Annotated in this window: 9 protein-coding genes and 4 pseudogenes; 8 read left to right on the plus strand and 5 right to left on the minus strand. The window is 59.3% G+C overall.

Features of this window, described 5'->3' with window-relative positions; genetic code table 11:
* Positions 1-739 precede the first annotated feature (739 nt).
* The 6 genes and pseudogenes from sapA (at position 740) to fabI (ending at position 6,960) form a co-directional block, all read left to right on the plus strand.
* Positions 740-2,341: pseudogene (gene sapA, locus CINSTRO3249_RS04720) on the plus strand (ABC transporter substrate-binding protein SapA).
* Entirely contained in the window at positions 2,338-3,303 is a 966-nt protein-coding gene (gene sapB / locus CINSTRO3249_RS04725) for a putrescine export ABC transporter permease SapB (protein WP_074012399.1), read from the plus strand. Before sapA ends, sapB begins: the two are co-directional and overlap by 4 nt.
* Positions 3,290-4,180 carry a putrescine export ABC transporter permease SapC gene (gene sapC, locus CINSTRO3249_RS04730; protein ID WP_074012400.1) on the plus strand — a complete coding sequence of 297 codons (891 nt, stop codon included), beginning with the start codon at positions 3,290-3,292 and terminating at the stop codon, positions 4,178-4,180. Before sapB ends, sapC begins: the two co-directional genes overlap by 14 nt.
* Positions 4,180-5,172, plus strand: a complete 993-nt coding sequence (gene sapD, locus CINSTRO3249_RS04735) for a putrescine export ABC transporter ATP-binding protein SapD (protein ID WP_074012401.1) — start codon at positions 4,180-4,182, stop codon at positions 5,170-5,172. Before sapC ends, sapD begins: the two co-directional genes overlap by 1 nt.
* 2 nt (positions 5,173-5,174) lie before the next feature.
* Entirely contained in the window at positions 5,175-5,987 is an 813-nt protein-coding gene (gene sapF, locus CINSTRO3249_RS04740; RefSeq protein ID WP_074012402.1) for a putrescine export ABC transporter ATP-binding protein SapF, read from the plus strand.
* Positions 5,988-6,171: 184 nt separating this feature from the next.
* Positions 6,172-6,960 (plus strand): enoyl-ACP reductase FabI, encoded by a 789-nt coding sequence (gene fabI / locus CINSTRO3249_RS04745; RefSeq protein WP_074012403.1) that lies wholly within the window; start codon positions 6,172-6,174, stop codon positions 6,958-6,960.
* An 89-nt stretch (positions 6,961-7,049) separates the two neighbouring features.
* Here fabI and CINSTRO3249_RS04750 read toward each other — a convergent pair whose 3' ends face one another.
* The 3 genes and pseudogenes from CINSTRO3249_RS04750 to CINSTRO3249_RS04760 form a co-directional block, all read right to left on the minus strand.
* Complete coding sequence (locus tag CINSTRO3249_RS04750; RefSeq protein ID WP_074012404.1) at positions 7,050-7,658, minus strand: LysR family transcriptional regulator substrate-binding protein; 609 nt, start codon at positions 7,656-7,658, stop codon at positions 7,050-7,052.
* A 45-nt stretch (positions 7,659-7,703) separates the two neighbouring features.
* Positions 7,704-8,022 (minus strand): annotated as a pseudogene (locus CINSTRO3249_RS04755) (LysR family transcriptional regulator); the annotation flags it as partial.
* Between the two features lie 388 nt (positions 8,023-8,410).
* Positions 8,411-10,009, minus strand: coding sequence for a PTS transporter subunit EIIC (locus CINSTRO3249_RS04760; protein ID WP_074012405.1), 1,599 nt, complete (start codon positions 10,007-10,009; stop codon positions 8,411-8,413).
* Between the two features lie 253 nt (positions 10,010-10,262).
* Between CINSTRO3249_RS04760 and CINSTRO3249_RS04765 the strand changes: the two are divergent.
* Together CINSTRO3249_RS04765 and CINSTRO3249_RS04770 are read left to right on the plus strand one after the other, a co-directional pair.
* Positions 10,263-12,277 (plus strand): annotated as a pseudogene (locus tag CINSTRO3249_RS04765) (molybdopterin-dependent oxidoreductase).
* 189 nt (positions 12,278-12,466) lie between these two features.
* Positions 12,467-14,401, plus strand: a complete 1,935-nt coding sequence (locus CINSTRO3249_RS04770) for an exoribonuclease II (RefSeq protein ID WP_074012406.1) — start codon at positions 12,467-12,469, stop codon at positions 14,399-14,401.
* A 235-nt stretch (positions 14,402-14,636) separates the two neighbouring features.
* On the opposite strand, the pseudogene kdgT reads toward CINSTRO3249_RS04770, so the two are convergent.
* A pseudogene (kdgT, locus tag CINSTRO3249_RS04775) lies at positions 14,637-15,578 on the minus strand (2-keto-3-deoxygluconate transporter); the annotation flags it as partial.
* A gap of 316 nt (positions 15,579-15,894) precedes the next feature.
* On the minus strand, positions 15,895-16,123 hold a 229-nt coding region (locus tag CINSTRO3249_RS04780; RefSeq protein WP_143146879.1), incomplete at its 5' end, for an integrase core domain-containing protein.

Raw genomic sequence — 16,123 nt, forward strand, 5'->3', positions numbered from 1 at the left:
CTGCTCGGGCGGCTGGGTTACATCCCTCCTACTGAAGCCGAAATGAACTATTACGCTTTGCAATTAGCATCAGAGGAAGCGGCGTAGTATTGCCAAAATTACTCTCTAATAAACTCGGGGTTATTCAGTACGCAGATGAAATACACTCTCTTGTTTTGCGGCTCCCTCTCTTCACACTGGCGATATTGGGATGCCCACATTGACTTGCGCAGGGGAAAAAATAATAACCACACTTAAATGATAACTATTATCATTTTTATTCTTGAATGATACACATTATTATCTATTGTAAGGAAGATCTTTTCGCAAAAATTACCCGTACCGTGAAAACTGACCGCCGGCACGGGGCAATTGGCTGCGTTTGGCGTGGCAAAGAGGCGGAAAGACCGTCAATTAGCAGGGGAATAAGCCGCGTTCAGACGGGAAACGCGCGGCTTTCTGTGCGCCGGCATTGGGAGGTGGGCCAGAGTGAGGTAAACTCAATCCATTACTGGCAGAAATAAAGTGGTTTATGTCGACACAATCTGATTACAGTGGGATGCGCGTCGCCTGCATGCTGTGGGCAAGCGTGCTGCTGACGGCCGGGACGATCCGACAGGTCGCCGCCGATGAAGCGGCCCACAAAAGTGACCTTGTCACGGGAAAAGACGTCCCCGCCGCGCTTAATGCCATCGCGGCGCACAATGGCTCGGTCGCGGCGGATGAAGCCGGCGATATTGTCCCCGCGAACGGTCCTGATTTGCCGCCGGCGAGCGGCCGTCCGGTTGCCGGACCCGCCCCGCTGCCCGGGATCCGTCAGAGCGGCTTTGTTTATTGCGTCAGCGGGGTGGTCAATACGTTTAACCCGCAGATGGCCAGCAGCGGCGTCACCGTTGATACCCTTTCCGCGCAGCTTTACGATCGGCTGCTGGCGGTAGACCCCTATACTTACCGCCTTATCCCCGAGCTGGCGCAGCGCTGGGAGGTGTTGGATAACGGTGCGACCTACCGCTTTCATTTGCGCAAGAATATCGCCTTCCAGCACACCGCCTGGTTTACGCCAACCCGCACGTTAAATGCGGACGATGTGGTGTTCAGCTTCGCGCGCATGTTCGATACCCACCACCCCTGGCAAGGCGTCAACGGCGGCAATTACCCTTATTTTGACAGTTTGCAATTCCCGCAAACGGTGCAGAGCGTCAAACGTATCGACAATGAGACGGTGGAGTTCCGTTTGGAAAGCCCCGACGCCTCATTTTTATGGCATTTGGCGACCCATTATGCGCCGGTATTGTCGGCGGAATATGCCGACCAACTGACCACCAGCGGCCATCAGGAGCAATTGGACCGCTTGCCGGTCGGCACAGGGCCGTTTATGCTCAACGAATACCACACCGGGCAGTTCATACGCCTTAGCCGTCATCAACACTATTGGCGTGGTCTGCCGCGCATGGCGCAAGTGGTTATTGATTTAAGCAGCGGCGGCATCGGTCGCCTGTCGCGGCTGCTGACCGGCGAATGCGATGTCCTGGCCTATCCCGCCGCCAGCCAGTTGTCTATCTTGCGCGACGACCCCCGCCTGCGTCTGACGTTGCGCCCGGGGATGAATATCGCTTATCTGGCGTTTAATACCCGTAAGCCGCCGCTCAATGATGTCCGGCTCCGGCATGCCATTGCGCTGGCAATTAATAATCCACGGCTGATGCAATCCATCTATTACGGTACCGCCTAAACCGCGGCGTCGCTGCTGCCGCGCGCGTCCTGGGCTTATGACAATGAGTCGCGGGTAACCGAATATAATCCGGCGCAGGCGCGCGCTATCCTGCGCGAGCTGGGCAAGACGTCGTTGCAGCTTAATTTGCTGGTGCCGACCGCCTCGCAATCCTATAATCCCAGCCCGTTGAAAACGGCCGAATTAATTCAGGCCGATCTGGCGCAGGTGGGCATCCGTTTGACGATTATTCCCGTGGAGGGGGGCTTTCAAGAGGCGCGGCTGACCGCCGTCAATCATGATATGACCCTCTCGGGCTGGTCCACCGACAGTAACGACCCGGACAGTTTTTTCCGTCCGTTGTTGAGCTGCGCCGCCATCGGTTCGCAAACCAATTATGCCCGCTGGTGCGATCCTGAGTTTGATGCGCTGCTGCATAAAGCGCTGTTTTCCCAGCAGCTGGCCAGCCGTATCGATGCCTATCATGACGCGCAGCAAATGCTGGCGCAACAGCTGCCGGTGCTGCCGCTGGCCTAGTCGCTGCGTCTGCAGGCCTACCGGTTTGGGATCCGCGGTTTGGTGCTCAGCCCGTTCGGCAATGCGTCCTTCGCCGGCGTTTACCGCGATGAACGACAGGAACAAACGCCATGATAATTTTTACCCTGCGCCGGCTGGTATTGCTGTTAGTGACGCTGTTTCTCTTATCCCTGGTCGGTTTTTGCCTTAGTTATTATACTCCCGGCGCCCCGCTCGGGGGCGCGGCGCTGCTCGATGCCTATCGCTATTATTTCTGGAGCCTTATCCACGGTAATTTTGGCGTCTCCAGTATTAACGGCCTGTCTATTGGCGTGCAGCTCGGCGAAGTGTTTCCGGCCACCATGGAGCTGTGCCTGTTGGCGTTTTTGCTGGCGCTACTGGTCGGTATTCCCTTGGGTATTATCGCCGGCGTGGCGCGCGGCAAATGGCAGGATATCAGCATCAGCATCTTCGCCCTGCTCGGTCTGTCGATGCCGGTGTTCTGGCTGGCGCTGCTGCTGACCCTCTATTTTTCCCTGCATCTGGGCTGGTTCCCGGTCGCCGGGCGTTTCGACCTGCTGTATCCCGTGCAGCGCATCACCGGCTTTGCCTTGCTGGATGCCTGGCTGTCGGACTCCCCCTACCGTAATGAAATGATCCTCAGCGCGCTCAAACACATGGTGTTGCCGATCGCCGCGCTGGCGGTGGCGCCGACCACCGAAGTGGTGCGGCTGATGCGCATCAGCACGGTTGAGGTGATCGGCCGCAATTATATCCGCGCCGCCGCGACCCGCGGGCTGTCGCGCTGGACCATTGTGCGCCGCCATGTGTTGCATAACGCCCTACCGCCGATTATTCCCAAACTCGGGCTGCAATTTTCCACCATGCTGACCCTGGCGATGATTACGGAAGTGGTGTTCAGCTGGCCTGGTTTGGGCCGCTGGCTTATCATGGCGATTCGTCAACAGGATTACGCCGCCATTTCCGCCGGGGTGATGGTGGTGGGCGCGCTGGTGATTTCCGTCAATGTTCTGGCGGACGTGGTGGGCGCGCTGGCGAACCCGCTGCGCCATAAGGAGTGGTATGCCCTCAGATAATGTTTACCGCGAGAAGCGCATGCCCGGGCCGCTGGCGCAGTTATGGCGACGCTTTTACCACGACGCCATGTCGATGCTGGGCCTGTACGGTTTTGCCCTGTTGATCCTGCTTTGCCTGTTCGGCACGCTGTTTGCGCCCTATCCTCTGGACCAGCAATTTCTGGGCTATCAACTGCTGCCGCCTTCCTGGTCGCGCTACGGCGACGTGTCGTTTTTTCTCGGCACCGATGATCTGGGCCGCGATGTGCTGAGCCGGTTGCTGGCCGGCACCGCCCCCACCTTTGGCTCGGCGCTGGTAGTGACCCTGGCGGCGGCGCTGGTCGGTTTGGTCCTCGGCGTGCTGGCCGGCGTCACCCGGGGTTTGCGCTCGGCGGCGCTCAATCACGTGCTGGATACCGTGCTGTCCATTCCCTCGCTGCTGCTGGCCATTGTCGTCGTGGCGTTTCTCGGTCCCCGTCTGGAGCATGCCATGCTGGCGGTCTGGCTGGCGCTGCTGCCGCGTATCGTGCGCACGGTCTATACTTCCGTTCATAGCGAGCTGGAAAAAGACTATATCCTGGCGGTGCGGATGGATGGCGCGTCAATGCCGCATATTCTGCGTTATGCGGTGCTGCCCAATATCGCCAGTCAGTTAGTTTCGGAGTTCACCCGCGCCTTGTCGATGGCGGTACTGGATATTGCCGCGCTGGGGTTCCTTAATCTGGGCGCGCAGATGCCGTCGCCAGAATGGGGCGCCATGATGGATGACCAGCTGGAGTTGGTGTATGTCGCGCCCTGGGCGGTGATGCTGCCGGGCTGCGCCATGATGCTGAGCGTGCTTATAGTCAATATCTTTGGTGAAGGCGTACGCCGCGCCATGGTTGCGGAGGTGGAGTAATGCCGTTATTGGATATTCGCAATCTCACCATCGAGTTTATGACCCCTGAAGGGCCGGTGAAAGCGGTGGATCACGTGAGCATTACCCTTAGCGAAGGGGAAGTTCGCGGTCTGGTCGGTGAGTCCGGCTCCGGCAAGAGCCTTATTGCCAAAGCGATCTGCGGCGTGACCCGCGATAACTGGCGGGTTACCGCCGATCGCTTCCGCTTCGACGACATCGACCTGCTGGCCTTAACCCCGCGCCAGCGGCGCAAGGTGGTGGGTCACAACGTGTCGATGATTTTCCAGGAGCCGCAATCCTGTTTGGATCCGTCGGAACGCATCGGCCGGCAGATAATCCAGGCGATCCCCGGCTGGACCTATAAAGGCCAATGGTGGCAGCGATTCGGCTGGCGCAAGCGGCGCGCCATCGAGTTGCTGCACCGCGTCGGCTTCAAGGCTCATAAAGCGATTATGCACGCCTACCCCTACGAGCTGACCGAAGGGGAATGTCAAAAGGTCATGATTGCCATCGCGCTGGCCAACCAGCCGCGGCTGCTGATTGCCGACGAACCCACCAACGCCATGGAGCCCACCACGCAGGCGCAGATTTTCCGCCTGCTGGCGCGCCTGAATCAAAATAACAGCACCACTATTTTGTTGATAAGCCATGACCTGCAGATGATGAGCAAATGGTGTAACCGTATCAACGTGCTCTATTGCGGCCAAACGGTGGAAAGCGCCCAGAGCGAGGATTTGATCGCCACACCGCACCACCCCTATACCCAGGCGTTAATCCGGGCGATCCCCGACTTTGGCCGTTCCATGCCGCCCAAAAGCCGGCTAAATACCCTGCCCGGCGGTATTCCGTCGCTGGAGCATCTGCCCATCGGTTGCCGCCTGGGGCCTCGCTGCCCCTATGCGCAAAAAACCTGTATTCAGGCACCGCCGCTGCTGCCGGTGAAAAACCACTTTTTCGCCTGCCATTACCCGCTCAATCTGGAGGAGCAATAAGCATGGAAACCCTGCTTGAAGCCCGCAACCTGAGCAAAACGTTTCGCTACCGCACGGGCCTGTTTCGCCGTCATCAGGTAGCCGCGGTACAAAACGTCAGCTTCACCCTGCGTGAGGGTCAGACGTTGGCCATTATCGGTGAAAACGGTTCCGGCAAATCGACGCTGGCGAAAATGCTGGCCGGTAGCGTCGAGCCCAGCGCCGGCGAGATCTTGATAGACGATCATCCGCTGCAATTTGGTGATTATCGTTATCGTAGTCAGCGAATCCGCATGATTTTTCAGGATGCCAGTAACGCCCTGAACCCGCGCCAGCGCGTCGGTCAGTTGCTGGATGTGCCGCTGCGGCTGAACACGACATTGACCGGCGACGAACGCGAGCGGGCCATCAACACTACCCTGCGCCAGGTCGGCCTGCGGCCCGATCACGCCTACTACTACCCGCACATGCTGGCGCCGGGGCAGAAACAGCGCGTCGGTCTGGCCCGCGCGCTGATTTTGCAGCCCAAGGTTATCGTGGCGGACGAGGCGCTGGCGTCGCTGGATATGTCGATGCGCTCACAAATCATCAATCTGATGCTGGAGCTACAGGCAAAAAAAGGGATTTCGTTTATTTACGTGACGCAACATTTGGGCATGATGAAACATGTAAGCGATCAAATCATCGTGATGCAAAACGGTGAAGTCGTGGAGCGTGGCAGCACCGCCGATGTGCTCGCAGCGCCGCTGCACGAATTGACCCGCCGACTCATCGCCAGCCATTTCGGCGAAGCGCTAACCGCCGATGCCTGGCGGCGCGACGGCGCCACGCCGTAAGCGCGCACGCCCCGTCACGCAATGGCGCGCCCGGCGTTAAGCCCCCCGTCGCGCGGGGCGCGAGACTACACTCCGGCGAAAGATTCATGTTACACTTCGCCGGGTTTATCAACGACGAACGGTGCTGGACGGATTGACCGCGGGCACACGATCGCATGAAATAATGATCACAAGGACTAATGCTATGGGTTTTCTTACCGGTAAGCGCATTCTGGTGACTGGCGTTGCCAGTAACCGTTCAATTGCATACGGTATCGCTCAGGCTATGCACCGTGAAGGTGCGGAGCTGGCTTTCACTTATCAGAATGACAAATTGAAATCACGGGTGGAAGGGTTTGCCGCCGATTTCAATTCCAGCATCGTGCTGCCGTGCGACGTGGCGGAAGATGACAGCATCAACGAACTGTTCGCCCGTTTGGCCGACGTCTGGCCGACCTTCGACGGCTTTGTGCACGCCATCGCTTACGCCCCCGGCGACCAGTTGGACGGCGACTATGTGAACGCCGTGACCCGGGAAGGTTTTGCCATCGCGCACGACATCAGCGCCTACAGCTTCGTTGCCATGGCCAAAGCCAGCCGGGCAATGCTTAATCCCAACGCCGCCCTGGTGACGCTGACTTACCTCGGCGCGGAACGCGCCATCCCCAATTACAACGTGATGGGCCTGGCCAAAGCGTCGCTGGAGGCCAATACCCGTTATATGGCCAACGCCATGGGCCCGCAGGGCGTGCGGGTGAATGCCATTTCCGCAGGCCCTATCCGCACCCTGGCTGCGTCCGGCATCAAGAATTTCAAAAAGATGTTGTCCCACTGCGAGTCGGTGACGCCTATCCGCCGCGTGGTGACCATTGAGGACGTCGGCAACACCGCCGCTTTCCTGTGCTCCGATCTGTCGGCCGGTATCACCGGTGAGGTGGTACATGTGGACGGCGGCTTCAATATCGCCGCCATGAACGAGCTCGATCTGGATTAATTACCCCGGGGCCGAACGACCGGCCCCTTTCATACCCTGCCGTGTCCTCCTTCCCGCGCCAGCCAGGCGCGCGCAAAATCGAACAGCGTTTACGCCAGCGGAATGGCCCGCCCGGTTTGCGCAATCGCTACCGCCGTCTGCCGTCTCATCGCCGGCATGGCGATCGGGATGCTCCTTAACGCCGGCGTCATGTCCGGCAACAGATGACCGCGCGGCACCATGCCGCAGCCCAGGCCGGTAAACACCCCCTGCAACAGTTGGAAAATCGAGGCGCTTTCGAGGATAACCCGCGGCTGTAGCCCGGCGGCGCGGAAATGCTCATCCAGATAACGGCGGAAATAACGGCTTGGCTCGGCCAGACAGAGCGGCAACTCCGCCACCCGCGCCAGACTCAATGGTGCCGGCGGCATGGCGAAAAACGTCGGGTGCAAAACCAGATCCACGCCGCGATCCGCTATGGACGCCGTCTGAAACTTAAGCTCTTCCAGCAGCGCCAGTTCAAAAAAGCCAATGCCCAAATCGACACTATGATTGGTCAGAGCTTCCAGCAGTTGATCGGCGCTCAGCACCGCCACCTGGTAGCGCACATCTGGATAGCGCGCCTGGGCCTGCTGCAGCAATTGCGGCAGCGATAGACCGCACTGGGGCACGATACCGATACGTAAGGTGCCTCCCACGCCCTGTTTGAGCGACTCCACCTCCAGCCTCAGCCCTTTAGCGCGCCTGGGCCTGCTGCAGCAATTGCGGCAGCGATAGACCGCACTGGGGCACGATACCGATACGTAAGGTGCCTCCCACGCCCTGTTTGAGCGACTCCACCTCCAGCCTCAGCCCTTGATAGACCGAGACAATTTCCCGCGCCCAGGCCAGTACCCGCTCCCCCTCGGCGGTAAAACCCTGAAAGCTATTGCCGCGGTGGATAAGCGCCACCCCCAACTCGCGTTCAAGATTCTTCAGCCGCATTGACAAGGTCGGCTGACTGACAAAGCTGGCGTCGGCGGCGCGGCCGAAATGGCGCTCCCGCTCCAGGTTGCACAAATAAATTAGTTGTTTGATATCCATCGGTTCGATCGGTGGCCGGGGGTAGCAAACAGTATACCATCTCCGTACAGGCAACAATCAGCCGGGATAGCCGCGTTGGTGCCTGAATGGCGGCTATCGTCTGGGCTACACCAACACACCAGACGCTATCGTTGGTACTCAAATGATAAAAACCACCCGATCTGCGCAAGCGCGGAAATGGTGGCTATCGTCAGGCCTACACCAACACTAGTCACTATCTTGGTACTCAAATGATAAAAACCACCAGACCGGCGCAAGCGCGGGAAAGGTGGCTATCGTCAGGCCTACACCAACACTAGTCACTATCTTGGTACTTAAATGATAATAACCACCCGATCTGCACAAGCGCGGAAAGGCGGTTAACGTCATTGTCTTCCCCCATGCGAAATCAACTGCTCACGCCCAGCGTCCGTTTTACGTCGTGAGCGATTTTTTCCACCTGCGGGCCATAGATAACCTGCACATCGTTGCCGCTGACCCGTTTAACGCCGCTGGCCCCGGTGAGCATCAAGGTGCGATCCACCACCTGCCGCATGTCGCGCACTCGCACGCGCAACCGGGTGAAACAGCAATCAACGTCGGCGATATTTTGCCGCCCTCCCAGACCATTGATGATGGTCTGGGAGCGCTCATCGGCGCTTTGTTTTTCCTGCTCCGGCGGCGTCTGCTCGTCCGCTTCCCGCCCCGGCGTCTCAACACGCCTGCGAAGGATGACCGCGCGGAACACCACATAGTAAAGCGGACAATACACCGCCCCCAGCAGCACCGGATACCACCATTGGGTCCGGGCGCCGCCCAGCATGCCGAAGATAACCAGATCAATGGCGCCGCCCTGCACATTGCCAATCATGACATGCAGCAAATCCATCAGCATAAATGCAACGCCGCTCAACACCGCGTGGAAAATAAACAGCACCGGCGAGACAAAAATAAAGCAGAACTCCAGCGGTTCGGTGATGCCGGTGGTGAACGAGGCCAGACCGCCGGCCAGCATCAGCGCCTTGACGCGTTCTTTATGTTCGGGCCGCACGCAATGATACATCGCCAACGCCGCGCCCGGCAGGCCGAACATCATGGTGGGAATTTTGCCCTGGGCCAGGAAACGCGTGGCGTGGCGAATAACGTCGTCGCTTAGCAGACCGGGATGGGTGAGCGAGGTGTTAAAGATGGTTAACGCCCCGACCAACGTCTGGTTATCCGCCGTCACCATGCCGCCGATAGGGGTAAACCGCACCGTTTCGTTCAGTATATGGTGCAGGCCGGTCGGGATCAGCAGCCGCTCGCAAAAACCGTACAGCCACATCCCGAGGGCGCCGCTTTTTCCGATGAGCTGCCCCACCCAGGCGATGCCGTGGCCGATGGCGGGCCAAATAAGCGACAGGCCAAGCCCCACCAGCGGCAGCACCACCACTGTGACAATCGGCACGAAGCGTCGGCCGCCGAAAAAACTGATGGCGGTAGGCAGCACCACGGTATAGAAACGGTTGTGCAACGCCACCGTCACCAGGCCGGCGATGACCCCGCCGAGCACGCTCATGTTATAAGAAAAAATGCCCAGTGTCGGGGTGAACTGCGCGGCATACATCATCGCCTCGGTCTGCGACATGCCGCGCGCGGTTAACGCCGCCAAGGTGGTGGTGGCCGGGGTGATAGACTGCGCCGCCAGCGATGCGCTTACCCCCACGTGCAGGCTGATGAAGCCGATTACCGCAGCGAAAGCAGCGGTCGGTTTCTCCTCCCGCGCCAGGCCGATAGCGCTGGCGACGGCGAAAAACGGCGGCAGGTTGGCGAACAGCGCGCTCGCCACCTGACGGATGAAGCCGATGATCATTTGCGGGTATTGCAGCCGGGCGAAGGCCTCGCCGGTCACCGCGGGGTTTTGCATTGCCGCCGCCAGCCCCAGGAAAATCCCGGCGGCGGCGATCACCGAAATCGGCATCATTAGCGCTTTGCCAAACCCATGAATTTTGCTGCCTATCTCTTTCATCGCGCGGGCCACTCCTGATTGGACGACTCAGTCAGTATGCGACAGCGCCAGCGGCGGCGCGGAGCATGGGCGGGGTTGATGGCCAGGAATATGAGCGTGATCACATTTGGCATGCAATAACCGCGCTCTATACCGCGATAAAGCGTTTCGATTAGACGCTTGCCGATGGCGCGATTAAACCTTTACGCAATTGGAGCAAACCGTTAAACAAAATTTAACATCCCATCGAAGTTATTATCTGCGAAACCATAATATGAAATTCAAACCTGCGATAAAACCTTACGACGGCGCGGCGGGCGGCTGGGGAGCCCTGGAATCCACTACCCGCTATGTGCTGGACAGCAAACAGACTTTCAAAAACATCCGCAATTTGCTGCGTGTCAATAAAGCAAAAGGGTTTGACTGCCCGGGCTGCGCCTGGGGCGATAATAATGGCACCTTCAGCTTTTGTGAAAACGGTGCCAAAGCGGTAAGTTGGGAAGCCACCCGCAAGGCGGTGGATGCCGCTTTCTTCGCCCGGCACACCGTTAGCCAGCTTTATCAGCAAAGCGATTATTTCCTTGAGTATCAGGGGCGGCTGACGGAGCCGCTGCGCTATAACGCCGAAAGCGATAAATACCTGCCCATTGGCTGGGAAGAGGCCTTTGCCCTTATCCGTAGTCATCTGCATGATCTGACGCATCCCGGAGAGCTTGAGCTATACACCTCCGGGCGCGCCAGCAATGAGGCGTCTTATCTCTATCAGCTGTTTGCCCGGATGTTCGGCACCAATAATTTTCCCGATTGTTCCAATATGTGCCATGAGGCCAGCGGCAGCGGCCTGAAGCAGAGATAGTCAAAGCGCTGTTGGAAACTCATCGTCAACAATTGGCACGCGGAGAAGACGGCCTTTTCGATGACGCTTTTATCAGCGCCCATACCCAAGGCGTGGAGGCGTACCTCGCCGCCGTCGACGCCACCTCCTGGCAGCAGGTGACCCGGCAGTCCGGCCTTAGCGAGCAGGATTTGCGCGAGGTCGCGGAAATTTACCGCGCGGCGAAGCGGGTTATCTGTACCTGGGCGATGGGGATAACCCAGCACAAACATTCCGTCGCTACGGTGCGCGAAATCGTCAATTTGCAGTTGCTCTTCGGCCAGCTGGGTAAACCGGGGGCCGGTCTGTGCCCGGTACGCGGCCACAGCAATGTGCAGGGCAACCGTACCATGGGCATTGACGAAAAACCCTCGGCGGCGATGCTGGACAGTCTGGCGGCACATTTCAACTTCACACCGCCGCGCGACGCTGGTCACAATACCGTGCAAGCCATTGAAGCGATGCTGCGCGATGAAGTAAAAGTGCTGATTACCCTCGGCGGCAATCTGGCGGCGGCGGCGCCGGATACGCCGCGCACCGAGGCCGCGCTACAGCGCTGCGCGCTCACCGTGCATATCAGTACCAAACTTAACCGCAGCCATCTGGTGCCCGGTCATGACGCGCTGATCCTGCCGACGCTCGGCCGCACCGACCGCGATACCCAGGCCAGCGGCGATCAATACATCACCGTCGAAGATTCCTTTAGCATGGTGCATGCTTCTCAAGGGGTTAACCCGCCGATTTCCGACCAGTTGCGTTCCGAAACCGCGATTGTTGCCGGTATCGCCGCCGCGGTATTGGGCGAGGACCAGCTCAATTGGCGCGAGCTCGCGGGCAACTACGATTTGATTCGCAATCACATCGCCGCCACCCAGCCGGGCTTCACCGATTTTAACCGCCGCTGCGACGCGCCGGGGGGGTTTTATCTCGGCAACAGCGCCGCCGAACTGCGTTTCGCGACGCCGAGCGGCAAGGCGCAATTTAGCGCCGCCCCACTGCCTGAAACCCTTATACCTCAGTTGCAGGGCGAGAACGCGCCGTTCACCCTGCAAACCTTGCGTTCCCACGATCAGTACAACACCACCATCTATGGTCTGGATGACCGCTATCGCGGCGTTTACGGCCAGCGGGAGGTGGTGTTTATTCACCCGCAGGATCTGGCCGAGCTGGGTCTTAAGGAGGGAGATCGGGTTGATATCGAAACCCTGTGGCATGACGGCGTGCATCGCAAAGTGACGGGGTTTAAAGCGGTCAGCTATGCCATTCCACGCGGCAACCTGGCGGCCTACTACCCTGAAACCAACCCGTTGGTCCCCCTGTCCAGTTTCGGTGACGGCACCTTTACCCCGACCTCAAAATCAGTCCCGGTCAAACTGACGCCAAGTCTGACGCCGCCAAGCCAGCGCATTTTGTGACCTGTCGGCCGCGCCGGCTGGAAACGCCAGGGACGCAACAGATGTCCCGTCCTTCCGCTAACCATCGCCCCGAGCCAACCGGGGCGGTTTTTTTATCTTCATATGACCGGTAAGCTTGCCGCCGCAGACCGAATCGCGTAAAACTATCTGCCGCTACTCAGCACACGACCATCCACTTTTTCGGACATTATGTTTCAAGATAATCCGCTGCTTGCACAGCTAAAACAGCAACTTAATTCCCAGACACCACGTGTCGAAGGCGTGGTAAAAGGCACTGAGAAAGGGTTCGGCTTCCTCGAGGTCGATGCTCAGAAAAGCTATTTCATTCCGCCGCCCTTCATGAAGAAAGTGATGCACGGCGATAAAATCTCCGCCGTGGTGCGTACCGAGAAAGAGCGGGAAATTGCCGAGCCGGAAGAACTCATTGAGCCCTTTCTGACGCGTTTTGTGGGGCGGATACAGGCCAAAGACGATCGTCTTAGCGTTGTGCCGGATCATCCGCTCATCAAAGAGGTTATCCCCACACGGCCACAGCGCGGCGTTAGCCAGGCGTTTCAAACCGGCGACTGGGCGGTCGCGGAAATGCGCCGCCACCCGCTGAAAGGCGATCGCCAGTTTTATGCCGAAATCACCGCCCTCGTCACTACCGCCGACGATCATTTCGCGCCCTGGTGGGTGACACTCGCCCGCCATAACCTTGAGCGCACCGCACCGGCCATGTCGGCAGGGGCTACCCTGCAGGAAGACGGACCGGCGCGCGAAGATCTTACCGCGCTCGATTTCATCACCATCGACAGCGCCAGCACGGAAGATATGGACGACGCTATCCATTTGGCCCCGGCGCCGAACGGTGCCTGGGTCATGACCGTCGCCATCGCGGATCCGACCGCCTGGGTCGCGGCAGGCAGCCCGCTGGATAAAATCGCCCGCGAGCGCGCCTTCACCAATTACCTGCCCGGTTTCAATATTCCCATGCTGCCGCGGACGTTGTCCGACGACCTGTGTTCACTGCGCGCCCACGAGCGGCGCCCGGCGCTGGCGTGCCGCGTCACGGTGCTTTCAGACGGAGCCCTGGCCGACGATGCGCGCTTTTTCACCGCCTGGGTCGAATCCAAGGCCAAACTGGCCTACGACACTGTGTCTGATTGGCTGGAAAACATTGGTACATGGCAGCCGGCAACCGAGGCGATCGCCGTACAAATTCGCCTGCTGCACGACGTTTGTCAGGCCCGCAGCGCCTGGCGACAGCATCATGCGCTGGTGTTCAGGGATCGCCCGGACTATCGCTTCGTGATGGATGAGAAGGGCAATGTGGATGACATCGTCGTCGAGCCGCGTCGCATTGCCAACCGCATGATCGAGGAGGCGATGATCGCCGCCAATCTCTGCGCCGCCCGCGTGTTGCGCGACGGCCTGGGTTATGGCCTGTATAACGTGCACCACGGTTTCGATCCGCTGCAGGTGGATCAGGCGGTCGCCGTTTTGCGCAGTCACCAAATCGATGTCGACCCCGCCGACCTCCTGACGCTGGACGGGTTTTGCGCACTGCGCCGGCGGCTGGACGCCCTGCCCACCACTTATCTGGACAGCCGCATTCGCCGTTTCCAGACTTTTGCCGAAGTCAGCACCGTGCCGGGCCCGCACTTTGGGCTGGGACTGGACGCCTATGCCACCTGGACCTCACCAATCCGTAAGTACGGCGATATGATCAATCACCGCCTGCTTAAGGCCCTGATTGGCGTTGGCGAGGCCGAACGGCCGAATGAGGAAGTCACGCTGCGGCTCGCCGAACGCCGCCGCCAGCACCGCATGGCGGAACGGGACGTTGGCGATTGGCTTTATGCCCGTTTCCTGCAGCCGACGGCCGGCAGCAACCGCCGCTTCGCGGCGGAAATCATCGACATCTCCCGCGGCGGCATGCGGGTGCGTTTGTTGGATAACGGTGCGGTAGCCTTCATCCCCGCCCCCTTCATTCACAGCGTCCGCGACGAGCTGGTGTGCAGTCAGGACACCGGTACCGTACAGGTGAAAGGCGAGGAACGCTACCGTCAGGGGGATACCCTTGAGGTGACCATCGCCGAAGTACGGATGGAAAACCGCTCGGTCATCGCTCGCCCGGTGTAAACCTGCCCCGGCGGCACTTAGGTGTCGGCGCGGCTTTCCTCCTCACCGCATCGCCTTTGGCGCTGCGGTTTTTTTTTGCCGGTCCCGCCTCTGCGCCGGACTGCCGATCGCCACCGGCGCACCCGCTGTGCCTGCTCACGGAAGCAGCCGATCGGCGCTCGCTGATTCGTTGTCCACCGGCCGCTGATCCGCGGCCTATCTCGCTATCAGCACCCACCGCGGCCGGCTGACCCCGCTTAACGCGGCGAGAATAGAGCGCGGTTAACACCGGCACCAGAATTGAGGTGACAATCACTGACGTCGCCACCAGCGCCGTCGCCGCCGGCGCCATGGGCGCGAACTGGGGGGCCATGCCGGCAATTACCGCCGGTGTGGCTACCGCCGCGCCGGCGGAACTGGAGGCGGCAATACCGGCGGTCCCGTCACCGCCGCCGAGAAGGCGGTCGGCCAAAATCAACGGAATACCGGTAATGATAATCACCATCAGGCCCAGCAGGATCCCCAACAACCCGGTTTGGGCAATGACCGCCAAATTAATGGTGTTGCCCAGCGCGAAGGCGAAGAACGGGATCAGCGTCTGTACCGCGTTAGTAAAAAATTCACGCAGCGCCGAGTCCAGATTGCCGAGCACGAAGCCAATAATAAAGGGCAATACCGCACCGATGAACACCTGCGGCTCAAAGGATGCGATGCCCGCCGTACCGATAATCACCATGGTCATCAACGGCCCGGACTCCAGCGACATCAAGACAAAGGCCCCGGCTTCTTCCTTGCTGCCGTACTGCTGCATAATGGAGGCATATAAGCCGCAGTTGGTCATGTCCATCGACGCTACCAGCGCCAGCGTCGACAGCCCGGCAAAAAAACCGACCTCGACACCGTTGACCGGCAACACCCGCGACGCAACCGCCGCCACCAGCCTGGCCACCGCAATTTTCGTCACCACCAGCGTGCCGGACTTACGCAGTACCGTACCGGTCGCGCTCAGCTTGATGGAGGCACCCATGCAAAAAAACCAGATCGCCAGAATCGGTATAGTCCCGGTAATCAGGCCATTGGTGAAAGAGCCAAAATAGGCGCCGGCGCCCGGAGAAAAGGTATGGCACAGAGCGCCGAGAAACAGTGGAACGAGCATCATACCGCCCGGGATTTTATCGATAGCACGTTTTATTTGCATTCTGCTGCCACCTTGTTAAAAGACCGCCCGCAGGCGTTAGGGCCAGTCGCTGGCCGGATCCCCGACGATGGGGAAATGTAGGCTTAAGCTAGCCGCAAATGCGGGGGCAAACAGTGATCGGCCGAATAATTGAAATAACGTTTCTATTTTAAAAATACGTCATTTTGATAAAACGCGAGGCGGCGCACACCCTTGCCGCCATGCCGGGATATCCGCCGGTGACCGGCAAGTCGGCGCGGCGGTCCGCGCTGAGTTGGCGGCCCCAGACGCGTTGGCTGAATAACCCCGAGTTTATTAGAGAGTAATTTTGGCAATACTACGCCGCTTCCTCTGATGCTAATTGCAAAGCGTAATAGTTCATTTCGGCTTCAGTAGGAGGGATGTAACCCAGCCGCCCGAGCAGCCTTCTGTTGTTGTACCAGTCCACCCAGTCCAGCGTGGCCAACTCCACTTCCGTCCGGTTTTTCCAGCTCCCGCGGTGGATAACCTCCGTTTTGTACAACCCGTTGATACTCTCTGCCATCGCATTATCGTAGGAGTCGCCG

It is taken from the genome of Candidatus Sodalis sp. SoCistrobi (genome assembly GCF_900143145.1).
GTDB lineage: Bacteria > Pseudomonadota > Gammaproteobacteria > Enterobacterales > Enterobacteriaceae > SoCistrobi.